Annotated in this window: 29 protein-coding genes; 20 read left to right on the top strand and 9 right to left on the bottom strand. The window is 54.0% G+C overall.

Translation table 11 applies throughout. The annotated features are described in order from the left end of the window. Window positions 1-157 precede the first annotated feature (157 nt). Window positions 158-358 (top strand): hypothetical protein, encoded by a 201-nt coding sequence (locus ACR8BN_RS07855; RefSeq protein ID WP_010247636.1) that lies wholly within the window; start codon window positions 158-160, stop codon window positions 356-358. Window positions 359-396: 38 nt separating this feature from the next. On the opposite strand, the gene ACR8BN_RS07850 is transcribed toward ACR8BN_RS07855, so the two are convergent. Continuing rightward, window positions 397-1,284, bottom strand: a complete 888-nt coding sequence (locus ACR8BN_RS07850) for a benzoate transporter (protein ID WP_434747492.1) — start codon at window positions 1,282-1,284, stop codon at window positions 397-399. 466 nt (window positions 1,285-1,750) lie between these two features. Between ACR8BN_RS07850 and ACR8BN_RS07845 the strand changes: the two genes are divergently transcribed. After that, on the top strand, window positions 1,751-2,107 hold the full coding sequence (locus tag ACR8BN_RS07845; RefSeq protein WP_031593410.1) for a hypothetical protein: 357 nt from the start codon (window positions 1,751-1,753) through the stop codon (window positions 2,105-2,107). Window positions 2,108-2,283: 176 nt separating this feature from the next. Here ACR8BN_RS07845 and ACR8BN_RS07840 read toward each other — a convergent pair whose 3' ends face one another. Next, on the bottom strand, window positions 2,284-2,625 hold the full coding sequence (locus ACR8BN_RS07840; RefSeq protein ID WP_031593409.1) for a hypothetical protein: 342 nt from the start codon (window positions 2,623-2,625) through the stop codon (window positions 2,284-2,286). A gap of 214 nt (window positions 2,626-2,839) precedes the next feature. Beyond that, complete coding sequence (gene fliE / locus ACR8BN_RS07835) at window positions 2,840-3,151, bottom strand: flagellar hook-basal body complex protein FliE (RefSeq protein ID WP_003854485.1); 312 nt, start codon at window positions 3,149-3,151, stop codon at window positions 2,840-2,842. Window positions 3,152-3,383: 232 nt separating this feature from the next. On the opposite strand from fliE, the gene fliF reads away from it, so the two are divergent. The 15 genes from fliF to ACR8BN_RS07760 all read left to right on the top strand — a co-directional run bounded on the left by fliF (window position 3,384) and on the right by ACR8BN_RS07760 (window position 17,259). Further along, a complete protein-coding gene (fliF, locus tag ACR8BN_RS07830) occupies window positions 3,384-5,123 on the top strand; it encodes a flagellar basal-body MS-ring/collar protein FliF (protein ID WP_039388782.1) in 1,740 nt (579 codons plus the stop codon). Beyond that, window positions 5,120-6,112: a flagellar motor switch protein FliG gene (gene fliG, locus ACR8BN_RS07825; RefSeq protein WP_010670853.1), complete on the top strand. Its 993-nt coding sequence runs from the start codon at window positions 5,120-5,122 to the stop codon at window positions 6,110-6,112. The genes fliF and fliG overlap by 4 nt, the downstream gene beginning before the upstream one ends. After that, window positions 6,105-6,800: a flagellar assembly protein FliH gene (fliH, locus tag ACR8BN_RS07820; RefSeq protein ID WP_010247652.1), complete on the top strand. Its 696-nt coding sequence runs from the start codon at window positions 6,105-6,107 to the stop codon at window positions 6,798-6,800. Before fliG ends, fliH begins: the two co-directional genes overlap by 8 nt. Continuing rightward, window positions 6,800-8,161: a flagellar protein export ATPase FliI gene (gene fliI / locus ACR8BN_RS07815; RefSeq protein ID WP_434747491.1), complete on the top strand. Its 1,362-nt coding sequence runs from the start codon at window positions 6,800-6,802 to the stop codon at window positions 8,159-8,161. The genes fliH and fliI overlap by 1 nt, the downstream gene beginning before the upstream one ends. Before the next feature lie 28 nt (window positions 8,162-8,189). Next, window positions 8,190-8,633 (top strand): flagellar export protein FliJ, encoded by a 444-nt coding sequence (fliJ, locus tag ACR8BN_RS07810; protein ID WP_003854478.1) that lies wholly within the window; start codon window positions 8,190-8,192, stop codon window positions 8,631-8,633. Beyond that, window positions 8,630-9,898 carry a flagellar hook-length control protein FliK gene (locus ACR8BN_RS07805; protein ID WP_434747490.1) on the top strand — a complete coding sequence of 423 codons (1,269 nt, stop codon included), beginning with the start codon at window positions 8,630-8,632 and terminating at the stop codon, window positions 9,896-9,898. Before fliJ ends, ACR8BN_RS07805 begins: the two co-directional genes overlap by 4 nt. Window positions 9,899-10,025: 127 nt before the next feature. Then, the gene (gene fliL / locus ACR8BN_RS07800; protein ID WP_039388789.1) at window positions 10,026-10,514 is read left to right on the top strand and encodes a flagellar basal body-associated protein FliL; all 489 of its coding nucleotides are present in this window, start codon (window positions 10,026-10,028) and stop codon (window positions 10,512-10,514) included. 4 nt (window positions 10,515-10,518) lie between these two features. Beyond that, on the top strand, window positions 10,519-11,526 hold the full coding sequence (fliM, locus tag ACR8BN_RS07795; protein ID WP_003854473.1) for a flagellar motor switch protein FliM: 1,008 nt from the start codon (window positions 10,519-10,521) through the stop codon (window positions 11,524-11,526). Beyond that, window positions 11,519-11,926: a flagellar motor switch protein FliN gene (gene fliN / locus ACR8BN_RS07790; RefSeq protein WP_010247669.1), complete on the top strand. Its 408-nt coding sequence runs from the start codon at window positions 11,519-11,521 to the stop codon at window positions 11,924-11,926. Before fliM ends, fliN begins: the two co-directional genes overlap by 8 nt. Before the next feature lie 11 nt (window positions 11,927-11,937). Beyond that, entirely contained in the window at window positions 11,938-12,336 is a 399-nt protein-coding gene (gene fliO, locus ACR8BN_RS07785) for a flagellar biosynthetic protein FliO (protein ID WP_424997315.1), read from the top strand. Next, window positions 12,336-13,067 carry a flagellar type III secretion system pore protein FliP gene (gene fliP / locus ACR8BN_RS07780; protein WP_010247675.1) on the top strand — a complete coding sequence of 244 codons (732 nt, stop codon included), beginning with the start codon at window positions 12,336-12,338 and terminating at the stop codon, window positions 13,065-13,067. Before fliO ends, fliP begins: the two co-directional genes overlap by 1 nt. A 26-nt stretch (window positions 13,068-13,093) precedes the next feature. After that, complete coding sequence (fliQ, locus tag ACR8BN_RS07775) at window positions 13,094-13,363, top strand: flagellar biosynthesis protein FliQ (protein ID WP_003854466.1); 270 nt, start codon at window positions 13,094-13,096, stop codon at window positions 13,361-13,363. Beyond that, window positions 13,363-14,148, top strand: coding sequence for a flagellar biosynthetic protein FliR (gene fliR / locus ACR8BN_RS07770; protein WP_010247683.1), 786 nt, complete (start codon window positions 13,363-13,365; stop codon window positions 14,146-14,148). The genes fliQ and fliR overlap by 1 nt, the downstream gene beginning before the upstream one ends. A gap of 627 nt (window positions 14,149-14,775) precedes the next feature. After that, window positions 14,776-15,411 carry a transcriptional regulator RcsA gene (gene rcsA / locus ACR8BN_RS07765; RefSeq protein ID WP_010247685.1) on the top strand — a complete coding sequence of 212 codons (636 nt, stop codon included), beginning with the start codon at window positions 14,776-14,778 and terminating at the stop codon, window positions 15,409-15,411. A 141-nt stretch (window positions 15,412-15,552) separates the two neighbouring features. Continuing rightward, window positions 15,553-17,259, top strand: coding sequence for a methyl-accepting chemotaxis protein (locus ACR8BN_RS07760; protein WP_083068887.1), 1,707 nt, complete (start codon window positions 15,553-15,555; stop codon window positions 17,257-17,259). Window positions 17,260-17,367: 108 nt separating this feature from the next. Here ACR8BN_RS07760 and dsrB read toward each other — a convergent pair whose 3' ends face one another. Beyond that, window positions 17,368-17,562 carry a protein DsrB gene (gene dsrB, locus ACR8BN_RS07755; RefSeq protein WP_010247689.1) on the bottom strand — a complete coding sequence of 65 codons (195 nt, stop codon included), beginning with the start codon at window positions 17,560-17,562 and terminating at the stop codon, window positions 17,368-17,370. A 62-nt stretch (window positions 17,563-17,624) separates the two neighbouring features. After that, window positions 17,625-17,783 (bottom strand): YqaE/Pmp3 family membrane protein, encoded by a 159-nt coding sequence (locus ACR8BN_RS07750; protein ID WP_010247691.1) that lies wholly within the window; start codon window positions 17,781-17,783, stop codon window positions 17,625-17,627. Window positions 17,784-18,101: 318 nt separating this feature from the next. Between ACR8BN_RS07750 and ACR8BN_RS07745 the strand changes: the two genes are divergently transcribed. From ACR8BN_RS07745 to ACR8BN_RS07735, 3 genes are all read left to right on the top strand, one after another. Next, window positions 18,102-18,335, top strand: a complete 234-nt coding sequence (locus ACR8BN_RS07745; protein WP_010247694.1) for a DUF2525 domain-containing protein — start codon at window positions 18,102-18,104, stop codon at window positions 18,333-18,335. 353 nt (window positions 18,336-18,688) lie between these two features. Next, entirely contained in the window at window positions 18,689-19,480 is a 792-nt protein-coding gene (locus tag ACR8BN_RS07740) for a mannosyl-3-phosphoglycerate phosphatase-related protein (RefSeq protein ID WP_109650630.1), read from the top strand. A 30-nt stretch (window positions 19,481-19,510) separates the two neighbouring features. Further along, window positions 19,511-20,731, top strand: coding sequence for a glycosyl transferase (locus tag ACR8BN_RS07735; protein WP_010247700.1), 1,221 nt, complete (start codon window positions 19,511-19,513; stop codon window positions 20,729-20,731). 85 nt (window positions 20,732-20,816) lie between these two features. Here ACR8BN_RS07735 and ACR8BN_RS07730 read toward each other — a convergent pair whose 3' ends face one another. The 4 genes from ACR8BN_RS07730 to ACR8BN_RS07715 form a co-directional block, all read right to left on the bottom strand. Beyond that, complete coding sequence (locus tag ACR8BN_RS07730; protein WP_010247703.1) at window positions 20,817-20,996, bottom strand: YodC family protein; 180 nt, start codon at window positions 20,994-20,996, stop codon at window positions 20,817-20,819. Between the two features lie 191 nt (window positions 20,997-21,187). Continuing rightward, entirely contained in the window at window positions 21,188-21,319 is a 132-nt protein-coding gene (locus ACR8BN_RS07725; RefSeq protein WP_003854444.1) for a hypothetical protein, read from the bottom strand. 33 nt (window positions 21,320-21,352) lie between these two features. Beyond that, entirely contained in the window at window positions 21,353-22,264 is a 912-nt protein-coding gene (locus tag ACR8BN_RS07720) for a DUF808 domain-containing protein (RefSeq protein ID WP_010247708.1), read from the bottom strand. A gap of 10 nt (window positions 22,265-22,274) precedes the next feature. Then, complete coding sequence (locus ACR8BN_RS07715; protein WP_010247711.1) at window positions 22,275-22,550, bottom strand: hypothetical protein; 276 nt, start codon at window positions 22,548-22,550, stop codon at window positions 22,275-22,277. Between the last annotated feature and the right edge of the window lie 50 nt (window positions 22,551-22,600).

The raw sequence follows: 22,600 nt of genomic DNA, 5'->3' as shown, positions 1-22,600 counted from the left end.
GCTGTACACACCCAAACATCGAAAAATGACGTGTTCAGTATGAGAGAAACTCCGATTAGCCCGCCGCTGGCGGGCTTTTTTTCTTCTTTAATCCGCTGCGCATGCGGGATGTCAGTGCTGGTCTAAACTTAAGAGACTGGAATAAAAGGAGAGAGTTATGTTTAAGCACAATACGAATGAAGAACGTAAGAAAGAAGGTGATGTCAGCAAAAGCCTGCCGGAAGCCGCGCCAAACGCTGGTAATGCATACGAGGAAGATGATCATCCCGCTACTGATGCGCCGAAAGATCATGGCGAAGTGCCGCGCAAAAACGATGACAGCCAGGATGACAAAAAAGATCCTTACAAAGCAAGCTGATGTGCGAGAGGCGCGCCCGCTGGGCGCGCTGGTCAGCGTTAAGATTTAATGAGATCGGCAAGCTGGTGCTGATTTTCAACCAGCCAGGCTGGAAAATGTTCGGATGTCACCGGCACTATCTCCATCCTTCGCGGACGGTTCCAGATATCAATATTGTTCTCAACGCAGCGCCGTATATGATCCGGATTGTTAAATTCGGGGCAGTTACGTTCGGTATGAGAAATCGAAGACATTTTTTCACTGATGCGCTCATCGCTCATTACCCAGGAAAGATGCCACCCTGCATTCTTAACGGTTTTTGTCCGGAAATTTAGCCACTTCCAGCGCCACCAGTTCTCGCGTATCGGTGTACCACGACGCTTAACATTGCGAAGCAATTCCGGTTGCCCCATAAAAAAGTCTTGCAGCGTTTTACAGGTCACCATTTTCGCCAGTGTGGCACAGCGCGGTGTGCCGTCGTCATTTAAAACCCGGACATTAAATTTAAAATTGAAATATTGCTGATGTAGCGTCGTGCAAAGATGTTGATGACTGAATGCTTTTATCGCCTCGGGTCGGGGAATTTCATCGACGTCTGACACAATAACAATATCATCATCCTGCGCACCGGCCAGCCCTTGCATAATCTGATTACGTGCAGTGGCTTCATTTTCCCAGGGATCTGTCTCCCCCGCATTAACCACAGAACTATTCGATTTAAAGGCTTGCTGATAAAATCTGGGCGCAATATCGTTAACGATATAAATAATTTTATCGCGGAAACGTTCGAACTTCTCAATATCAAAATGAAGCTTTTCCCGGCGTCTACCGGTAAAGGTATAGCGTGATTCCACAATGACAAACCGATCAACAACGTGCTCAAGCGTGTTCAGACGCATCTCAAGCAAGATATCTTCATCGTAGTATAAAAAACAGTCATAAATCATAGTATTCAGAGGCACTTAAGTAGTAAGTATTTCATCAGGACACATCAACATGCGTAACACAACCGAGGTATAGCGCCTTTTATTGGGCCGGTTTTAAGTGAACCTGATGTGTGTGTAATATACTGCGTAAAACTTTCCGTGTTTATAATAAGCTGGCTAACAAACGCTGCAGGCAATGAGTTTCGGGCATCCGTCTCAAAGCAGACTAAAGATATAATGAGCAACGGTTTAGAATGATAATTTACCTGACATTCATCCGACAACGGTTAACACCAGCAGGCAGCATGAGTCACCTGATGCGGGCTACTAAGTTCCTGTCCGTTGCTAACATCATAATGCGTTGCGCAGAATGTTACATTTAGTCCGTAACGCCAGCAATATTAAGCGCAGATTTTTGAATAAAATGAGCGATACGATCAATATCCGGATACTATTGGTCTACAAAATAACCATGATGGTTTCGTTCATGAAGAAGATCATTATTGCCCTGAGCATAAGTCTGTTGGGCGGATGCGTAGATATGGGACGGGTTGGATTACACCCGACAACAAAAACTGCTTATTTCGACGGTCATCCTTTTCAGGTTGAATCCTGCCTTAGCGTAGCGGCACAGGATCAAAGACTCTATCTGGAGCAGGATGAACCTCTGCCGGATGGCACAAGGCGATATAACCTTGAGCAGGATGATGAAACCGTGGCCTGGGTTGAAATTGCAAAGTTCAGCCATCATCAGACCAGTGCGACATTTTACTATGATCCAAAAGCATCAGATATCAGCACAGCAGTTTCAGCAATGATCGCGCAGTGCAAAACATCACGTTAAATGCAGCGTCGGCATGTGGGTGATGCAGGATGGATGAAGAGGAGATGACACATGTTGTCAGGCCAGCCAGAGCACAAGCGCTGACCTGACAATCTTTCTCACTCTTCTCTCAAAGGTATTTATCAGGCCCGCTTCCGCGCTATACCATGTTCAGGAGTGGGCAGTCAAAGCTCAGCCTATTTAGCCGGTTCGCAATCATAGGCACCTCTTATGCGGATCTGACTCTGGCTGGTACGGACTATTTCAGCTCTTAACAGCCCTTTGCCCTCACGGTTCGTCAGCTCCATATCCACCATCCCTGGCGCTTTGCTGTTTTTCACCAGCAGTTTGACCGTCGCGTTGTCGTAATCGCCCTTCTCTTTCGCAAAGGTGACTTTCTGCGTTTTAGCGCGTTCTCCATTCACCGAGAACCAGCCGCTCTTATCAGGTTTAAGAGAGAACGGCCCGCACTGCGTGGCAGCAAAGGCTGGGAGAGATAAGCTGATTAACGATGCGATAAGGATAAGTTTTTTTAGCATTGGGCTGGCGTCCTGCTGATGGGTGATGAGGTGTCGGGTCGCCTGCACCGAAGAGTGAGTTCCCTGCTGCACGGCTCGTAATAAAGAGCAGTATAGTCAATGACACCTGCATTATCGCCAGTACAGGGTCATAGACTCAGCAAAGTGATCGGCGTTGATGCTGGCTCCCTCATCGCCTCCACGCAGGCGTGCCTTGTTCAGCGGAATCAGCTCACTAAACCTGCATATTCATAATTTCGCTATACGCCGACACCAGCTTGTTCCTGACCTGAATACCCATCTGCATTGAGATTGATGATTTCTGCAGATCGACCATCACATCATTAAGCGCGATACCGGGTTTACCCATCTCAAAATCCTGCGCCTGGGTGCGGGCGGTGGTCTGCGTCTCGCTGATCTTATCCAGCGCCGCTTTCATAGTTGCACCGAAATCGATCTGATTAGGGGCTTCACTGCTGCGGTTGCTGGCCTGCAGTGAGGTCGCCTGAAGCTGCTGCAGTACGCCGTCAATTGCCTGAATGGACATGAACGATACCTTATAAAAGAGGATGATATTTTTTCTGTGGGGAAAAGTTAGCACGTTGTCAATGAGACAAAGCCGCTAAATGACAGCAAAAAACCTACCTTATCCAGCCATCGAATTTTCCTTATCACCTAATAATGCCTGGCATTGAAGTGGAAATTTTATCTACGCAGGTCAGGGAGTCTGTTTTGCCATCTCAACTTACCCGGTCAATTACGTCAGGCAGGAATCGGTCATGAATGCGAGTACAGCCGCCACAACAGAACAAGAAAAGAAAGGCTTCGGTGACCTGCTCGCTCGCCTGCGCGCAAATCCGCGTATTCCTTTAATCGTCGCTGCCGCCGCCGTTGTGGCGATAGTGATCGCAATGGTGCTCTGGGCGAAGCAGCCCAGCTATAGCGTCCTTTATAACAACCTTACAGATGAAGATGGCGGTGCCATCGTCACGCAGCTGACGCAGATGAACATCCCTTATCGCTTCGCCGAAAATGGCGGCGCGCTGATGGTGCCGGAAGCGAACGTGCATGAGCTGCGTCTGCGTCTGGCTCAGCAGGGTCTGCCGAAAGGCGGCTCGGTGGGTTTTGAGCTGCTGGATAAAGAGAAGTTCGGTATCAGCCAGTTCAGCGAGCAGGTTAACTACCAGCGCGCGCTGGAAGGCGAACTGGCTCGTACCATCGAATCACTCGGCCCGGTTAAAAGCGCCCGTGTTCATCTGGCGATGCCAAAACCAACCTTATTTGTGCGTGAGCAGAAAGCGCCATCCGCTTCTGTCACCTTAACCCTGCAGCCTGGCCGTGCGCTGGATGAAGGCCAGATTCAGGCCATCGCCCACATGGTCTCAAGCAGCGTCGCCGGTTTACCGCCGGGCAACGTCACCGTGGTCGATCAGACCGGTCGCCTGCTGACCCGCTCTGATTCCGCCGGTCGCGACCTGAATGATGCACAGCTCAAGTATGCCTCTGAAGTTGAAGCACGCTACCAGCAACGTATCGAAGCGATCCTGAATCCGATTCTCGGTCAGGGCAATGTGCATGCGCAGGTTACCGCGCAGATTAACTTCGACACCGCCGAGCAGACCGACGAGAAATATCAGCCTAACGCTAATCCGTCGAACTCAGCGATTCGTTCGCGTCAGACCAGCACCAGCGACCAGTCAGGCAGCCCTTATCCGGGCGGCGTGCCGGGCGCGCTCTCTAACCAGCCTGCGCCAGCTAACACTGCGCCGGTGACGACGCCGAACAACAATGCCGCCAATGGCCAGAACGCCAATGGTCAGAATGCTAACGGTCAGAACAACGCGGCGAATAACGCTAACCAGACCACCAGCACCGCAGCGGCCAGTGCCGGACCGACCAACTCGCGTCGTGACGACACGGTGAACTACGAGCTGGATCGCACCATTCGTCATACCAAGGTCAACGTTGGCGACGTACAGCGTCTGTCGGTTGCGGTCGTGGTGAACTTCCGTGCAGATGATAAAGGTAAAGCGGTTGCGCTGAACGAACAGCAGCTGAAGCAGATTGAAGATCTGACCCGCGAAGCGATGGGCTACTCCCAGAACCGTGGCGACAGTATCAACGTGGTGAACTCGCAGTTCAACACCACTGAACCGGTGACCACCGATCTGCCCTTCTGGCAACAGCAGTCGTTCTTTGATCAGCTGATGAATGCCGGTAAGTGGCTGTTGATTGCCCTGGTAGCCTTCATCCTCTACCGCAAACTGGTTCGTCCGCATCTGGTTCGCAAGCAGGCCGCAGAGAAAGCCGCCGCGGAAGCCGTTGCTGCCCGAGCGACTGAGCAGCCGGCAGAAGAAGCCTTTAATGTGCAGCTCAGCAAAGATGAGCTGGATCAGGAACGTAAGTCTAACAACCGCATGAGCGCAGAAGTGATGAGTCAACGCATCCGCGACATGTCAGAAAACGATCCGCGCGTTGTAGCGCTGGTAATTCGCGAATGGATGAGTAAAGAGCTATGAGTCTGACCGGAACCGAAAAAAGCGCCATCCTGATGATGACCATTGGCGAAGAGCGCGCTGCGGAAGTTTTCAAACACCTGAACCAGCGCGAGGTCCAGCACCTGAGCGGCGCGATGGCCAACATGCGTCAGGTGTCACATAAGCAACTGACTGAAGTGCTGCGTGAGTTCGAAGCGGATGCTGAGCAGTTCGCGGCGCTGAGCCTGAACTCCAACGAATACCTGCGTTCGGTGCTGACCCGGGCACTGGGCGAAGAACGCGCCTCCAGCCTGCTGGAGGACATTCTCGAAACGCGCGATACCACAAGCGGCATGGAAACGCTCAACTTTATGGAGCCGCAGGCCGCTGCCGACCTTATTCGCGACGAGCATCCACAGATCATCGCCACCATCCTGGTCCACCTCAAGCGTGCCCAGGCCGCCGATATTGTGGCGCTTTTCGACGAACGTCTGCGTCACGACGTGATGCTTCGTATCGCCACTTTCGGTGGTGTCCAGCCAGCCGCGCTGGCCGAACTGACCGAAGTACTGAACGGCCTGCTGGATGGCACCAACCTCAAGCGTGCGAAGATGGGCGGCGTGAGAACCGCAGCCGAGATTATCAACCTGATGAAAACGCAGCAGGAAGAGGCGGTTATCGAAGCCGTACGCGACTTCGATGGCGAACTGGCGCAGAAAATTATCGACGAGATGTTCCTGTTCGAAAACCTGGTGGCAGTGGACGACCGCAGCATCCAGCGTCTGTTGCAGGAAGTGGAGTCCGAGCAGTTGCTGGTTGCACTGAAAGGTGCCGAACAGCCACTGCGCGAGAAGTTCCTCAAAAACATGTCAGCCCGTGCGGCCGATATCCTGCGCGACGATCTGGCCAACCGTGGTCCGGTGCGTATGTCCGCAGTGGAAAACGAACAGAAAGCAATCCTGCTGGTGGTACGCCGCCTTGCCGAGTCAGGCGAGATGGTGATTGGTGGTGGCGAGGAAACTTATGTCTGATGCATTTTCTGCGCGCCCCTGGCAGCTGTGGCAGCCCACTGATTTAGGCCGTTTCGATGAGCCTGCTGAACCGGAGCTGCAGCCAGAAATTTACGAAGCTGAAGATGGCGTTGATGAGCAGCAACAGCAGCTCGAACGCCTGCAGCAGCAGATGCGCAAAGAGGCTCAGGGCCAGGGTTACAACGAAGGCTATCAGCAGGGTGTGACCGAAGGCCAGAAAGCCGGTTACGACGCCGGTTTTCAGCAGGGTCTGGCCGATGCCCAGCAGCAGCAGGCGCCACTTCAGGCGCGTATGCAGCAGCTGGTAACCGAGTTCCAGAACACGCTGGAATCCCTGGACAGCGTGATTGCGGCTCGTCTGATGCAACTGGCGCTGGAAGCGGCACGTTCGGTGATTGGTCAGGCGACCACGGTGGATGGCACTGCCCTGCTGCGTCAGATTCAGGGTTTACTGCAGCAGGAACCGATGTTCAGCGGCAAACCGCAACTGCGCGTTCACCCGGATGACTTACAACGCATTGAGCAGACCCTGGGTCCGACGCTGGATCTGCACGGCTGGCGGCTGATCGCTGACAGCACCCTGCATCCTGGCGGCTGTAAACTCAGCGCGGAAGATGGCGACCTGGATGCCAGCGTCGCGACGCGCTGGCAGGAACTCTGCCGCCTTGCTGCACCGGGAGAACTGTAATGACTACTCGTCTGAATCGCTGGCTCGGCTCGCTCGACGCCTTTGAGAAACGCATCGCCCAGGTGCAGCCGGTGCGCCGTTATGGCCGCCTGACCCGCGCCACCGGCCTGGTGCTGGAAGCGACCGGCTTACAGTTGCCGCTGGGTGCGACCTGTGTAATCGAACGCAACGATGGCAAAACCATCAGTGAAGTCGAAAGCGAAGTGGTGGGATTCAACGGTCAGAAGCTGCTGATGATGCCACTGGAAGAAGTGGACGGCATTTTACCAGGTGCGCGGGTCTATGCGCGCCAGAACGGAGAGAACCCGCAGGCAGGCAAACAGATGATGCTGGGGCCGGAACTGCTGGGCCGCGTACTCGATGGCAGCGGGCGTCCGCTGGACGGCCTGCCGTCTCCGGATACCGGCTATCGCGCGCCGCTGAACACCCCGCCGTTTAACCCGCTGCAGCGTACGCCGATCACCGACGTACTGGATACCGGCGTGCGGGCGATCAACGCCCTGCTGACGGTCGGTCGCGGACAGCGTATGGGCCTGTTCGCCGGTTCGGGCGTGGGTAAAAGTGTGCTGCTTGGCATGATGGCGCGCTACACCAAAGCGGACGTCATTGTGGTCGGTCTGATTGGCGAACGTGGCCGCGAAGTAAAAGATTTTATCGAGAACATTCTCGGCGCTGAAGGCCGCGCCCGTTCGGTGGTGATCGCCGCCCCGGCCGACGTTTCGCCGCTGCTGCGTATGCAGGGTGCCGCTTACGCCACTCGTATCGCAGAAGATTTTCGCGACCGCGGCAAGCATGTGTTGCTGATTATGGATTCCCTGACCCGCTACGCCATGGCGCAGCGTGAGATCGCGCTGGCGATTGGTGAGCCGCCGGCCACCAAAGGCTATCCGCCTTCCGTATTCGCCAAACTGCCTGCGCTGGTTGAGCGTGCCGGTAACGGCATCGACGGCGGCGGCTCGATCACCGCCTTCTATACCGTCCTGACCGAAGGCGACGATCAGCAGGACCCGATCGCCGACTCGGCACGCGCCATTCTCGACGGCCACATTGTGCTGTCGCGTCGGCTGGGCGAAGCGGGTCACTATCCGGCCATTGATATAGAAGCCTCGATCAGCCGTGCGATGACCTCGCTGATCGATGAGAACCACTATGCGCGGGTGCGCCAGTTTAAGCAGCTGCTCTCCAGCTTCCAGCGTAACCGCGATCTGGTCAGCGTCGGCGCTTATGCCGCAGGCAGTGATCCGATGCTTGATAAAGCGATCACGCTCTATCCGCAAATGGAAGCCTTCCTGCAACAGGGCATCTTTGAGCGCAGTGATTACGACGACGCCAGCCTGCATCTGCATGCGCTGTTTGGCTAGTCATACGAATTAACGCGAGGTAACGGCAATGAAAACTGCAAATGCCATCGATACGCTGCGCGACTTAGCGGAGCAGGATCTCGAACGCGCTGCCATCTATTTAGGCGATATGCGTCGCGGCCAGCACGCCGCGAACGAGCAGCTGACGATGCTGCTCGATTATCAGGACGAATATCGTAACAAGCTCAACGATGACATGTCGTCGGGCATCGCCAGCACCCGCTGGACTAACTATCACCAGTTTATTCAGACGCTGGAAAAAGCGATTGAGCAGCACCGTAACCAGCTTAATAACTGGAATCAGCGGCTGGAACAGGCGCTGATCAACTGGCGTGACAAACAGCAACGGCTGAACGCCTATCAGACGCTGATTACGCGCGCAGCGGAAAATGCATTACGACAGGAAAACCGTCTCGATCAGAAACGGATGGACGAATTTGCCCAACGGGCCGCATCGAGGAGAGGTGAATGATTACGCTGCCAAACATTGCTATGAAAGCGACGGTAAAAACCGACGCAGAACCCTCAGTCTCAACTGACCTTGCTGCGGGTGATGATGCCCTGCCGCAGGACTTTCTGACCGCACTGGGAAATCAGTTACTCGGCCTGGCTAAACAGCAGGGAAAAGCGGCGCAATCCGCTGACGTCAAAGCAGAAACTGCCGATGACGCCCGCCCGAAGGCCCCGCTGAATGCACTGATGGCAGCACTGGAAATTCCTGCTGCGCTGACCGCTCTGTTTAAGCCGGAAAATATTAAAGGTGGGTCAAAATCAGCCGATGATAAAGACAAGCCGGACGTTGCACCCTTAAGCGCCAGCGATATGCAGAATATGCAGGCGCTGTTCGCCATGTTACCAGGTGTGGCGGCTGTCACAGCCACCACGTCGACCCCGGTAAGCAGTGAAGCGGGCGACATGATTGGCCAGACCGATACCGGCCGGAAAAGCCAGACCTCGCTGACGCAACTGCTGAACAGCGCGCAGCAGAGCCACACACTAGGTGAAGATGAGAAGTCTGACGCCAGAAGCGACGCACAGAGCAAACCTGCCGTCACAACTGCCGCCAGCCAGAGCAACAACGCCGCGCAGAGTGCGACCAGCAGCGGCCTGACGCTCGACAGCAGTTTCCAGCAGGCGCTGAGCAACATGGTTAAGCAGGATGATCAGGCTGCGATTAAAGCCAGCGCCAGCGATAACGCGATCAGCGCTACGCCAATCGCCACCGCCAGCAGCCTGCCCGCGCAGGTGACCGCCTCCGCGACCACCAGCACGCCGTCAACGCCGATGCTGAACTCACAGCTGGGTAGCGACGAGTGGCAGCAGGCGCTGAGTCAGCAGATTGTGATGTTCAGCCGCAACGGCCAGCAGAACGCGGAGTTGCGTTTACATCCGGAAGACCTTGGCGCTATCCAGATCAGCCTGAAACTGGATAACGACCAGGCACAAATTAATCTGGTTTCCAGCCATAGCCACGTCAGAGCAGCACTGGAAGCCGCGATACCGCAGCTGCGCAACGCGCTGGCAGAGAGCGGTATCAACCTGGGCGAGAGTCAGGTGAGCAGTGAAAGTTCCGCGCAGGGCCAGCAATTCCAGCAGCAGCAGGAGGCGCGCCGCGATGGACAACATGGCCGCTTCTCCCTCACCCAGGACAGTGACACCGACATTACGCCGATCGCCGTTCCCGCCGCCCTTCAGGCTCGCGTTAGCGGCAACAGCGCCGTCGACACTTTCGCCTGACAGCGGCAAACGCTGAAGGTAAGCGTAAAACCCGCGTCTTTTCTACCCATTGGTTTGACTTAAGACGCGGATAATCTGTCTCGTGAGCCGAGAGGCTTGCCCATAATTCACAGGAAGTAACTGCACCATGTCTGATAACGCGAAAGCAAAAAAAGGCAGCAAACGTAAACTCTTAATACCAGTGCTGCTCATTTTGACGCTGGCCGCTTGCAGCGTGGCAGGCTATGCAGTCTGGCGAATGATGAACAAACATGAGGGCGATAAGCCTGAGGTGGCGAAAGTTGAACCGCCTCCCGCTCCGGTCTTTTTTGCACTTGATACATTTACGGTTAACCTGGTCAATCCCGACAACGATCCTGACCGCGTGCTTTACGTAGGCTTTACCCTGCGTCTGCCCGATGAGGATACCCGGCGTCGGATGAACGACTATCTGCCTGAGGTGCGCAGCCGTTTGCTGCTGCTGCTCTCGCGTCAGAGCGCTGCGGCGCTGGCGACAGAGCAAGGAAAGCAGGCGCTTGTTGAACAAATCAAACAGGCGCTGACACCCCCGCTGGTAAAAGGTCAACCTCCGCAGGCTGTAAACGATGTGCTGTTTACTGCCTTCATTTTGAGGTGAATCAATGGGCGATAGCATTCTCTCCCAGGCTGAAATTGACGCCCTTTTAAACGGCGACAGCGGCAGTGCGGAAGAAGAAAAGAAACAAAACGGACCGGAAGGCGATATTCGTCCTTACGATCCGAATACCCAGCGTCGTGTGGTTCGCGAGCGTCTGCAGGCGCTGGAGATTATTAATGAGCGTTTTGCCCGTAGTTTCCGTATGGCGCTGTTTAACCTGCTGCGCCGTAGCCCGGATATCAGCGTCGGGGCGATCAAGATTCAGCCGTATCACGAGTTTGCCCGCAATCTGCCGGTGCCAACCAACCTGAACCTGATCCACCTGAAGCCGCTGCGCGGCACCGCGCTGGTGGTGTTCTCACCGAGCCTGGTGTTTATCGCTGTCGACAACCTGTTTGGTGGCGACGGACGTTTTCCGACTAAAGTCGAAGGCCGTGAGTTTACCCATACCGAGCAGCGCGTTATTCGCCGCATGCTGAAGCTGGCGCTGGATGGTTACAGCGACGCATGGAAGGCCATTTATCCACTGGACGTCGAGTATGTACGTTCAGAGATGCAGGTAAAGTTCACCAACATCACCACTTCACCGAACGACATCGTGGTTAACACGCCGTTCCAGGTGGAGATTGGTAACCTGGTGGGTGAGTTTAATATCTGTATCCCGTTTTCAATGATTGAACCGCTGCGCGAGCTGCTGGTGAATCCACCGCTCGAAAACTCACGTCAGGAAGATAACCACTGGCGCGATAACCTGGTCAAACAGGTGCAGCACTCTGAGCTGGAACTGATCGCTCACTTTGCCGAAACCTCACTGCGTCTGTCACGGATTTTGCAGCTGAAACCCGGTGATGTGCTGCCGATTGAGAAGCCGGAACGCATTATCGCCCATGTCGATAGCGTCCCGGTCTTAACCAGCCAATATGGCACGATGAATGGTCAGTACGCGCTCCGTGTCGAACACCTGATTAACCCGATTTTGAATTCGCTGAACGAGGAACAGCCCCATGACTGACAGTAATAAACCGTCTGACGATATCTCTGCGGACGATCTGTGGGCTGAAGCGATGAATGAGCAGGTCGGCAGCGGCAGTGCGCCGCAGACCGACGAAGTCTTTAAATCATTCGACAGCGGCAACGTCGCTGGATCGCTGCAGGATATCGATCTGATTATGGATATCCCGGTGAAACTCACCGTGGAACTGGGTCGCACCAAAATGACCATCAAAGAGCTGCTGCGTCTGGCGCAGGGTTCAGTGGTGGCACTGGATGGCCTGGCGGGTGAGCCGCTGGATATCCTGATCAACGGTTACCTGATTGCTCAGGGTGAAGTGGTGGTGGTGAACGACAAATATGGCGTGCGCATTACTGACATCATCACCCCATCTGAACGTATGCGTCGCCTGAGTCGCTAAAGAGTTACATTATGAATAGCCAGAATCAAACGCTGCAACCGGCCGCACCGCACGCTCAGGCGATCTCGACCGGCTCCATGCTGGCCCAGGTCAGCAGCGTGTTAGCCGTGATTATCTTATTGATTCTGGCCTGCGCCTGGCTGGCACGCCGTGTCGGCTTCGCGCCGAAAAAGGTCAGCGGCCAGGAGCTTAAACTCACAGCCAGCGTCTCAGTGGGCCAGCGTGAGCGGGTGGTGATTGTCGATACCGCTGATGCCCGTCTGGTACTGGGCGTCACCGCACAGCAGATTACTCATCTGCACACTCTGCCGCCGGGTGAAACGGTCTCTGTGACGCCGGTTAACAGTGCGCCACAGGATTTTCGTCAGCTTTTACAGAACCTGGTTAAACGTCCCGGAAAACCACAATGATGCGTCGACTGCTTCCTTTATTGCCACTGTTGTTACTGGCACCGGTTGCCCATGCCCAGCTGCCGGGCCTGGTGAGTCACTCGCTGCCGAATGGCGGTCAGAGCTGGTCACTGCCGGTACAGACGCTGGTCTTTATCACTGCGCTGACCTTTATTCCGGCCGTGCTGCTGATGATGACCAGCTTCACCCGTATTATCATTGTGTTTGGTTTACTGCGTAACGCCCTGGGCACGCCCTCTGCGCCGCCTAACCAGGTGCTGCTCGGACTGTCGCTGTTTCTGACCTTCTTTATTATGGCACCGACCTTCGACAAAATTTATCAGGATGCCTATCTGCCGTTCAGCCAGGACAAGATCAGCATGGAAGTGGCGATTGATAAAGGTGCCCAGCCGCTGCGCGAGTTTATGCTGCGTCAGACCCGTGAAGCGGATTTAGCCCTGTTTGCCCGTCTGGCGAATACCGCCCCGATTGCCGGTCCTGAAGCGGTGCCAATGCGTATTCTGCTGCCCGCCTATGTCACCAGCGAGCTGAAGACGGCTTTCCAGATTGGCTTTACCGTCTTTATCCCGTTCCTGATCATCGACCTGGTGGTTGCCAGCGTGCTGATGGCGCTGGGGATGATGATGGTCCCGCCAGCGTCCATCGCGCTGCCGTTTAAACTGATGCTGTTTGTTCTGGTCGACGGCTGGCAACTGCTGGTCGGTTCACTGGCGCAAAGCTTCTACTCCTGATCCCCCTTTTCTTACCGGAGCAACACATGACACCCGAATCAGTAATGGTAATGGGACAGGAAGCAATGCGCGTCGCCCTGATGCTGGCCGCCCCGCTGCTGCTGGCCGCACTGGTCAGCGGTTTGCTGATCAGCCTGATCCAGGCCGCGACCCAGGTCAACGAACAGACCTTATCCTTTATTCCTAAGATTCTGGCGGTTGCCACCACCGGTATCATTGCCGGCCCGTGGATGCTGAATCTGCTGCTGGACTATATCCGCACCGTCTTTACCAACCTGCCTTACATCATCGGCTGATGATTACTCTCGACAGCAGCCAGCTGGTTCAGTGGGTCAGCCAGTTCTTCTGGCCTCTGGTGCGCATCATGGCGTTATTCGCCACCGCACCGATCCTCAATGAACGATCCGTCAGCAAACGTGTCAAAATCGGTCTGGCGGTGATGATCACCTGGCTGCTGATGCCGTTGTTACCTGCGGTCAATGTCACCCTGTTTTCCCCTGAAGGCTTCCTGCTGCTGATTCAGCAGATGCTGATTGGTATTGCACTTGGCTTCACCATGCAGTTCGCTTTTGCTGCCGTGCGCCTTGCCGGGGAAGTGATTGGTTTACAGATGGGCATCTCGTTCGCCACCTTTTTCGATCCTGGCAGCCGTCTTAACATGCCGGTGCTGGCCCGTTTTCTCGACATGCTGGCGATGTTGCTGTTCCTGACCTTTAACGGACACCTGTGGCTGATCTCGCTGCTGGCGGACAGTTTTCATACGCTGCCGATTGGCGGTCAGCCGCTAAATGCCAATGCATTTATGGCACTGGTGAAATCTGGCGGATTAATTTTCCTTAATGGCATGATGTTAGCGCTGCCCTTAATCGTTTTGTTACTCATGGTAAATCTGGTACTGGGTTTGTTAAACCGTGTTTCACCACAGTTATCAATCTTCGCAATTGGCTTCCCGATTACCTTATCAGTCGGAATTTTAACCATCAGCTTGCTGATGCCTCTGCTAGCCCCGTTCTGTGAGCATTTGTTCGGTGAAGTATTTGATTTACTCGCCGTGTTCCTGACAGAACTATCCCGCCCCTGAACATTAAGTTTCTAACTATCTTTGCATAACGATACTTAAGTATCGCAAAACCATCCGTGCATTTTCCGAACCATGTTTTCCAGAATGCAACTAAGGAAATTCTGATAAACGTGCGGAGAGTCTGAAAATAATTCTTATTAAACCGGGCTTCGCGTATTTTAGTTGGGTGGTTCACAGAAGCTGTCAGACTGTGAATGTGCAGGCAAAATCGACAAGACACTGAATTTACAAGAAAAAAATCTTTAGGTGATTTTTCTTGTTAAAAAATGTTTTTTCCGGCATTGTCAACGCACGCTGAGACATCACACTTTCGTAAAACAAATGTTTTTGAGAATTGTCCTATCAGAAAACCCTGTGTTTTCAGGGATAGTGACCTGGCTCCCAAAAAATGAGTCTTACTTAACCTCCGACATTTCACTGGCATTCCCCGCCAAGGCCGGAGAGTGTGTGACGTCACGGCAGCACAAATTTTTTGCAGAACGGGTCAGGGATGAAGACTTTTACGGGCGTTTGCCCGTTGCCAAACTGCACGAGCAGAATAAAAAAGTACCTAAGAAATCTCTCTCGTACCGCAACGCGTATTCATCGTTGATTTAAACGGATAACAAATTGGTGAGGGTCGCTATTATGCCAACTATTATTATGGATTCCTGCAACTACACACGCCTGGGATTATCAGACTATATGTCTTTAAAAGGAGTTAAGAAGAAAAACATCTCTTCTGTCTCCGATATTGAGCAACTACAGCAAAAATGTGAGCAATTAAACCCTGGTGTCGTCTTTATTAATGAAGATTGTTTCATTCATGAATCCGATTCCAGTGAACGTATCCGCAGCATTATTACGCAGCACCCTGATACGCTGTTCTTTATATTCATGGCGATTAGCAACATCCATTTTGAGGAATACCTCTACGTTCGTAAGAACCTGATTATTACATCAAAATCGATGAAAACTTCTACCCTGGACTCCTTACTCAGCACCTATTTGCAGAAGAAGCTTAACCAGTCTGCGCGCATCTCTTCGGGCATGGACGTACATCCATTAACGCTGAGCCAGACTGAGTCAAACATGCTGAAGATGTGGATGTCAGGTCATGACACCATCCAGATCTCAGATAAAATGCAAATTAAGGCCAAAACGGTATCGTCACACAAAGGTAATATTAAACGCAAAATCAAAACCCATAATAAGCAGGTTATTTATCATGTGGTGCGTTTAACGGATAATGTGACTTCAGGTATTTACGTTAATATCCGCTGAGCATAACATCTGAAGAACCGGCCTCACTGGCCGGTTTTTTTTTGCCCGGAATTGCGATCCAGGTCTCACTCTTACTGCTAAGCCTTTACGCTCTTTTGCCGATGTTATGCCTTATAACAACAGCCTCAAGAGAGCAAGGATATGAACACTGCACGAGATAATAATGGACAGAAAAGCGCAGGCATCTGGCAGAATCTCCGCCTGGTGCCGCTGTTTAGCCTGATCTTCGGCGGCATTTTGCTGCTGTTCGCACTCTGTATTGGTGTCGCCAGTTACTTTCTGATTTCCGGCAATCACTCCCTCGATGATGCCACGGACGAAATCCAGGTTCGTATGGGCCTCTCTAACAGTTCAAACCACCTGCGTACTGCGCGCCTGACCATTATTCAGGCCGGTGCCGCCGCGCGTATTGGTGAAATGGATGAGTTTCGCGCCAATATTGCCGCCGCCGAAAAACGGATCCAGCAGGCAAAAGATGGCTTCGCGATTTATCAGGCACGTGAAGTAAAGACGCCCGCGGATATGGAACTGGATGCCACGCTGCAGGCTCGCTTCAACGATTACATTACTAAAGGCCTGATACCGATGATTGAATCCGGTAAACAGGGCAGCTTTGAGGGCATCATCGCTCAGGAGACCGATGTCACCCGCAAGCTGGATGACGACTATAACGCGGTGTTGCTGAAGGCGATCAAGATCCGAACTGATCGCGCCAATGCCATTACCGCCCAGGCCGATCAACAGTCGCGCATCGGCTTTATCTCCATGGCCGTGGCATTCAGTGCCGCCCTGGTGCTGGTGCTGTTGACCTTCGTCTTCCTGCGCCGCGTGGTGATTAGTCCGCTGCGTCAGTCGGTGCTGCGTATCGAACGCATTGCGCAGGGTGATCTGACCTCCGCTCCCCTGCCCCATGGCCGCAGCGAGATTGGTACGCTCATCCATAACCTGCAACTGATGCAGCAGGCGCTGGTAACCACCGTTGGTACGGTGCGTGAAGGCGCCGTCGCGATTTATCAGGGCTCCAGCGAAATTTCAGCCGGTAACACCGATCTCTCTTCACGCACCGAGCAGCAGGCCGCGGCACTGGAGCAGACCGCAGCCAGCATGGAACAGCTTACCGCCACGGTGAAGCAGAACGCCGAGAATGCGCATCACGCCAGCCAGCTGGCCGCGGATGCCTCGGGTAAAGCGCGCAGCGGCGGCGAGCTGGTGAACAGCGTCGTGAAAACCATGACCAATATTTCCGGCAGCTCGAAAAAAATCGCTGAGATCACCAACGTCATTAACAGCATTGCGTTTCAGACCAACATCCTGGCGCTGAATGCGGCGGTAGAAGCGGCGCGTGCCGGTGAGCAGGGTCGTGGCTTTGCGGTGGTGGCCAGCGAAGTGCGTAATCTGGCCCAGCGCAGTGCGCAGGCGGCGAAAGAGATTGAATCGCTGATTGCAGAGTCCGTCACGCTGATCAATGACGGTTCACATCAGGTTGGCGCAGCCGGTAGCACCATGGGTGAGATTGTTGAAGCCGTACGGCGCGTTACCGATATTATGTCGGAGATCGCGGCGGCGTCGGACGAGCAGAGCCGCGGTATTCAGCAGGTGAGCCAGGCGGTCACCGAAATGGATAACGTCACCCAGCAGAACGCCTCGCTGGTGGAAGAAGCCTCCGCTGCAGCGGCCTCGCTGGAAGATCAGGCGGGTAAACTGACGCAGGCGGTCGCGGCATTCCGCCTGCAGGACACCCCCGCAACCGCAGGTGTGGCTGCACGCGTCTCTTCACCGTTAAAGACACCGGCTCTGGCACCCCGTCCGGCACTGGCGGGCGGCAGCGATAACTGGGAAACCTTCTGAAGTCATAGCGGTTAAACGTCAGCGGCTGATGTCAGCCGCGTAATCTCCGACAGCAAAAAGCCGCCTTTCCGGCAAACGGGAAGGCGGCTTTTTTATTGCGCGTCAGGCTCAGGCTTCCTGGTAAGGCTCGACGAAAATGCCATCCGGCTGATGGGTCTCGTTAAAAAACCAGATGCCCAGCGGATAATCTTCCAGCGCCACCAGGAACATGGTGCCTTCATTGAACGGCTCCATAGCCAGAATGGTGCCAACACGACGCGGGCCGCCATCGGTTTTGACGCTGACGCGATCATTTACCTTCATTTCGGTTCTCCAGATTATTGACTGAGTACAGTCTAAACGAAGAACCGTGGCGATGCAGCGCGTTAGCGGCGGGCAATGACCCAGACGGCGTGGATAATACCAGGGATATAACCACAGAGTGTCAGCAGGATATTCAGCCAGAAGGCGCCGCCAAAACCGACCTGCATAAACACGCCCAGTGGTGGCAGCAGAATAGCGATAATAATTCGTAAGATGTCCATAACCATTCCTTTAGGTATTGATAAAAATCAGCTTTATCATCAACTATAGCTGAATCTGCTCTGTTTAGTCGAAAAGTCAGGTAAATCTGAGTAAGGAGAAACTTTTGCAATTCCTTAACATTTCACCGCAAGACTTCTTACGCGTCAGGCCTTTAAACTCTTCTCACTGCATCACCCCCATAGGTGCAGCCACAACCTGAAAGTAACAAGGATTTTGCCCGCGCAGCGCGGGCTTTTTTTTGCCTGCGATCTCTCCGCTCCCGCCTTTGTGCCCTGCGTTCTATACTGATTACTCTGTTTGCTCTCAGGAGTCAGAAAATGACAGACGAAAAACAGCACGGCGATGCTCAGCCATCCGATCTGCAGATTGATGTCGAGGGTTTACTGGCGGCAATTCAGGCCAGAACGTCGGGAGAGGTACGGGAGTATATGGAGCAGGATCAGACACCACGGCTGGAAGTAGAAGGCCGGGTTTTCCACTCCTATAGCGAACTGGCGGAGGCGTTTGAAATTGATATTTGTGATTATCGCGCCTATGAAGCGAACCGCTGAAATCGATTTCAAAAAAAAACCCGGCGGGAAGGCCGGGTAAAAATTCAATTCGTTACACCAGGGAATTCTTAACACCCCTGCAGATTACCCTTTCCCGACTCCGAAACAAGCATCAGATATGCACGTTTCTGCAACCGATCGGGTAATTATGGAGCGACTGTTACCAAAAACACCGCGCCCGCCAGTCACTTAGCCCTGCACACTTCTTGCATACCCACTTTTACTGCGGTTTCGTTTTAAGAATTATCCTGGATTTCCAGCCAGCGTGGCAGGAAAAAAAGTGTGAGCCATATTCAACTATAATATTGAAAAATCGCCGCTTTAGTCGCGAATGTGATGAAAGGAGCCCGTAAATGCCCGATCTCCACCAGCCGTTAATGATAATTACCGATCTGGATGGTTCATTACTTGACCATCATACCTATCGCTGGGATGCGGCCACCGAATGGCTCACCACGCTCAGGCAGTACGCTGTTCCGCTGGTGATCTGTTCCAGTAAAACCGCAGCCGAGATTATTCCGCTGCAAAAAAGGCTTGGCATCAGCGGTTCACCGTTTATTGCTGAAAACGGTGCCGTGGTGCAAACGCACGATCAGCAGCGGATCCGCCTGCCCGATAACACCCTGACCTATGACGCTATCTGCCAGCGGCTGGCTGCCTTGAAAACAGCGTACCGTTTTACCGGCTTTCATGACTTCTCTGATCCGGAAGTGGCCGCAATGACCGGGCTGAGCGAGGCGGATGCAGAACTGTCGCGTCAGCGCGATGCGTCAGAAGTGATTGTCTGGCGCGACAGTGACGAGGCGTTTGACCAGTTCCATGACGCACTGCGTGCAGAGGGCCTGGCGCTGACCCAGGGCGGGCGTTTCTGGCATGTGATGCCTGCGGGCAGCGGCAAAGGCGAAGCCCTGCGCTGGCTGCTGGCGCATTCACCCGGTGAGGCACGCGTGACCATCGGACTGGGTGACGGCCCTAACGATGCGCCGATGCTGGATGCAGTTGATTATGCGGTCGTGATTAAGGGCTACAGTAAAACACCGGTGACACTCAGCCGATCCGATCAGCAGCACATCTATCACACGGCTCACCATGGCCCAGAGGGCTGGCGTGAAGGACTTGACTATTTTTTGACTCAACCTCAATAAGCTGCCCACGGGCATTAAAAGGATGATGCGATGAGTGACTTTTATCAGAATGGCGTAATCACCAACTTTCACAACCTCACCCACCGTAGCGTGGAGTCGCTGGAAAAAGAGATGGTACGCTTTGCCCGCAAACGCAAAATGGGGCTGATCCTGCCATCGCTGTTTTCCGAACTTGAAGGGCCGGCGCTGACGAAAATCGTCGATGAGCTGGCTAAAGTGCCCTATCTGGATGAAATTGTGATTGGGCTGGATCGTGCCGACCGCGACCAGTTCCTGTTTGCCCGCGAGTTTTTCTCCCGTCTGCCGCAACGGCATCGCATTCTGTGGAACGATGGCCCGCGTCTGAAGGCGATTGATGCCGAGCTGGATAAAGAGGGTCTGTCACCCACCAATCCCGGCAAAGGACGCAACGTCTGGTTCTGCACCGGCTATACGCTGGCGTCAGACCGTACCAGCTGTGTGGCACTGCATGACTGCGATATCGTCACCTATGAGCGCGGAATGCTGGCACGCCTGCTCTACCCGGTGGCGAACCCGGCGTTTCAGTATGAGTTCTGTAAGGGGTTCTATGCGCGCGTCGCGGACGGCAAGCTTAATGGCCGCGTGGGACGTCTGCTGGTGGGTCCGCTGCTGCGATCGCTGCAGAAAGTTTATGGCCATTCAGAATACCTGGAATATCTGTCGAGCTTCCGCTATCCGCTCTCCGGGGAGTTCGCCATGCGGACGCATGTGCTGAACGGGATTAAAATCCCCGGCGACTGGGGGCTGGAGATTGGCGTGCTGTCGGAGATTTATCGTAACTACACCACCCGCCAGTCGTGCCAGGTTGAAATCGCCGATAACTACGATCACAAGCATCAGCCGCTGGCTGAAGATGACGGCACCGGCGGCCTGAAGCGCATGAGCAGCGATATCGTCCAGTCACTGCTGCGTAAGCTCGCCACCATGGGTGTACCGCTGACCAGCGACTCGTTCCGGGTGCTGAAGGCGACCTATTACCGAAATGCGCTGGATATGATGGAGACCTATAACCACGAGGCGGCGATGAACGGGCTGAAGTTTGATCAGCATGTGGAAGAGGCAGCGGTAGAGATGTTTACCCAGTCGATTCTGGAAGCGGGTCAGGCGTTTATTGAGCGTCCTAACGATAAGCCGTTTATACCGAGCTGGAGTCGCGTCCAGTCAGCCTTCCCGGATGTGCTGCAGCGGATCTATCAGGCGGTTGAAGAAGATAACGACGGTAACGTCTGAAAACAGGGCGGCACAGGGAGTGTGCCGGGCCAGAAAAAGCAGAAACCGGGCCTGGCGGGTCGCAGAACCCACAGGCCTGATGCTGTCAGCCCGCCAGTTGCTGCGCGGGATTCAAAGCGCAGAGTTCATCGCTGCGAAAGGCTTCGCTGCGCACGGCATAGCCATCATACCAGCGGCACTCCACCATGCCGCTCGCGTAGCCGGTCACCACCATCGTCTGCCCCTCTTCCTTATGCTGCACTTCTTCACTGATTGCGAAAACCATGATGCGCTCCTTTTATTAACCTGAGTGTTATTAACCTGAGTGATTATTTTCTTTATAGCAGGCGAATAACGTTCCTGCCTGTTAAGGCACGCAAAAAAAGGGCAAATTCGGAATTAATCAGCTGGATATGCGGAAAATAAAAAAAGCGGATAAAAAAACTTATCCGCTTTGATGAAGTATTGACGCTGACGTCAGATTTTACAGCCTTCGCAATCGGCTTCGTCGCCGAGATCATCCGGCACTTCGCTGGCTTTTTTCTCTGCTTTCGCTTCAGCCTGTTCCAGCTGTGCGTCGATATCAAATTCAAACATGTCGTCGTTCATCGTCATTCTCCTGACCGTAAATCACAGTGCGCTTTATACCGATTTTCCGCGCACTCTGGCAATAAGGTTGACCACTAACAGCACGATCGACCCAATGATAAAGCCGAGCACCAGGTTGGCGCCGTTGCTGAGCAGCATAGCGATCCAGCCGCTGAAGCCACTGCTGACTTCCTCGATCAGATGATGCAGCGGTGCGATGCCGTGTACCACAATACCGCCGCCGACCAGGAACATGGCGATGGTGCCGACCACCGAGAGGATCTTCATCAGCCAGGGCGCGGCAGCCAGCAGCACACTACCCAACCCCTGCGCAAGGCGGGACGGTTTCTCACGCAACCAGAATCCGAAGTCATCAATTTTTACGATGGCCGCCACGATGCCGTAAACGCCTACCGTAACCAGAATTGCGATGCCCGCCAGGATAATCACCTGGTTGAGCAGCGGCGATTCCGACACGATGCCTAAGGTAATCGCGACAATTTCGGCTGACAGAATGAAATCGGTGCGCACCGCGCCTTTGATCTTCTTCTTCTCAAACTCAGCCGCATTCTGATTCGCCAGCGAATCGAGTCGCTGCTGACGCGCTTCCGGTGATTTGCTCTGCTTGTCATGCTGCAGACTGTGCATCACCTTCTCCACGCCTTCGTAGCAGAGATAGGCACCGCCAATCATCAGCAGCGGCGTAATCAGCCAGGGCGCAAATGCGGAGATAATCAGCGCCAGTGGCACCAGGATCAGTTTATTAAGAAACGATCCTTTGGCAACGCCCCACACCACCGGCAGCTCACGGTTGGCTTTCACGCCGCTGACCTGCTGAGCATTCAGCGACAGATCGTCGCCCAGTACGCCAGCGGTCTTTTTGGCCGCCACTTTCCCCATGACGGAAATATCGTCCAGAAGTGTTGCAATATCATCAAGTAAAGTCAGTAAACTGGTTCCCGCCAAAATCTTATCCTTAGTCTGGTTCGTTATGTTGACAACATGGGCAGCGCTCAATTTCCGTAACGGTCATCTCGGCGATGCCCTCACAATCCCACTCTACCCGCACCGTCTCGCCTGCTGCTCCTTCAGCATGCAGATATTTGCTGACCGGGCTTTCGGTCATGCCGGTGATCTCCTCCGTGGCGACAAGCCTGTCGCCGCAGTAAACCCGCGCGGTCGCTTTGGTATTCACCATCCGCTCGTCACGAATCTGGTAAAGGCGTTTTACCGTCAGTTTTATGCTGCTCATTTCAGGCTCCTGGCCACGGAGAAAGCGCAGATCTAACCAATTATGTCTGT

This window comes from Pantoea sp. Lu_F5_004, assembly GCF_051136245.1.
Taxonomy (GTDB): Bacteria; Pseudomonadota; Gammaproteobacteria; order Enterobacterales; family Enterobacteriaceae; genus Pantoea; species Pantoea agglomerans.
Note: the sequence above shows the minus strand (reverse complement) of the source record. Positions and strands in the feature narration are given on the sequence as shown.

Bases quoted from the DNA above. Each gene is read 5' to 3' on its own strand.
- ACR8BN_RS07855 (WP_010247636.1), top strand. From the start codon at position 158: ATGTTTAAGCACAATACGAATGAAGAACGTAAGAAAGAAGGTGATGTC.
- ACR8BN_RS07850 (WP_434747492.1), bottom strand. From the start codon at position 1,284: ATGATTTATGACTGTTTTTTATACTACGATGAAGATATCTTGCTTGAG.
- ACR8BN_RS07845 (WP_031593410.1), top strand. From the start codon at position 1,751: ATGAAGAAGATCATTATTGCCCTGAGCATAAGTCTGTTGGGCGGATGC.
- ACR8BN_RS07840 (WP_031593409.1), bottom strand. From the start codon at position 2,625: ATGCTAAAAAAACTTATCCTTATCGCATCGTTAATCAGCTTATCTCTC.
- fliE (WP_003854485.1), bottom strand. From the start codon at position 3,151: ATGTCCATTCAGGCAATTGACGGCGTACTGCAGCAGCTTCAGGCGACC.
- fliF (WP_039388782.1), top strand. From the start codon at position 3,384: ATGAATGCGAGTACAGCCGCCACAACAGAACAAGAAAAGAAAGGCTTC.
- fliG (WP_010670853.1), top strand. From the start codon at position 5,120: ATGAGTCTGACCGGAACCGAAAAAAGCGCCATCCTGATGATGACCATT.
- fliH (WP_010247652.1), top strand. From the start codon at position 6,105: ATGTCTGATGCATTTTCTGCGCGCCCCTGGCAGCTGTGGCAGCCCACT.
- fliI (WP_434747491.1), top strand. From the start codon at position 6,800: ATGACTACTCGTCTGAATCGCTGGCTCGGCTCGCTCGACGCCTTTGAG.
- fliJ (WP_003854478.1), top strand. From the start codon at position 8,190: ATGAAAACTGCAAATGCCATCGATACGCTGCGCGACTTAGCGGAGCAG.
- ACR8BN_RS07805 (WP_434747490.1), top strand. From the start codon at position 8,630: ATGATTACGCTGCCAAACATTGCTATGAAAGCGACGGTAAAAACCGAC.
- fliL (WP_039388789.1), top strand. From the start codon at position 10,026: ATGTCTGATAACGCGAAAGCAAAAAAAGGCAGCAAACGTAAACTCTTA.
- fliM (WP_003854473.1), top strand. From the start codon at position 10,519: ATGGGCGATAGCATTCTCTCCCAGGCTGAAATTGACGCCCTTTTAAAC.
- fliN (WP_010247669.1), top strand. From the start codon at position 11,519: ATGACTGACAGTAATAAACCGTCTGACGATATCTCTGCGGACGATCTG.
- fliO (WP_424997315.1), top strand. From the start codon at position 11,938: ATGAATAGCCAGAATCAAACGCTGCAACCGGCCGCACCGCACGCTCAG.
- fliP (WP_010247675.1), top strand. From the start codon at position 12,336: ATGCGTCGACTGCTTCCTTTATTGCCACTGTTGTTACTGGCACCGGTT.
- fliQ (WP_003854466.1), top strand. From the start codon at position 13,094: ATGACACCCGAATCAGTAATGGTAATGGGACAGGAAGCAATGCGCGTC.
- fliR (WP_010247683.1), top strand. From the start codon at position 13,363: ATGATTACTCTCGACAGCAGCCAGCTGGTTCAGTGGGTCAGCCAGTTC.
- rcsA (WP_010247685.1), top strand. From the start codon at position 14,776: ATGCCAACTATTATTATGGATTCCTGCAACTACACACGCCTGGGATTA.
- ACR8BN_RS07760 (WP_083068887.1), top strand. From the start codon at position 15,553: ATGAACACTGCACGAGATAATAATGGACAGAAAAGCGCAGGCATCTGG.
- dsrB (WP_010247689.1), bottom strand. From the start codon at position 17,562: ATGAAGGTAAATGATCGCGTCAGCGTCAAAACCGATGGCGGCCCGCGT.
- ACR8BN_RS07750 (WP_010247691.1), bottom strand. From the start codon at position 17,783: ATGGACATCTTACGAATTATTATCGCTATTCTGCTGCCACCACTGGGC.
- ACR8BN_RS07745 (WP_010247694.1), top strand. From the start codon at position 18,102: ATGACAGACGAAAAACAGCACGGCGATGCTCAGCCATCCGATCTGCAG.
- ACR8BN_RS07740 (WP_109650630.1), top strand. From the start codon at position 18,689: ATGCCCGATCTCCACCAGCCGTTAATGATAATTACCGATCTGGATGGT.
- ACR8BN_RS07735 (WP_010247700.1), top strand. From the start codon at position 19,511: ATGAGTGACTTTTATCAGAATGGCGTAATCACCAACTTTCACAACCTC.
- ACR8BN_RS07730 (WP_010247703.1), bottom strand. From the start codon at position 20,996: ATGGTTTTCGCAATCAGTGAAGAAGTGCAGCATAAGGAAGAGGGGCAG.
- ACR8BN_RS07725 (WP_003854444.1), bottom strand. From the start codon at position 21,319: ATGAACGACGACATGTTTGAATTTGATATCGACGCACAGCTGGAACAG.
- ACR8BN_RS07715 (WP_010247711.1), bottom strand. From the start codon at position 22,550: ATGAGCAGCATAAAACTGACGGTAAAACGCCTTTACCAGATTCGTGAC.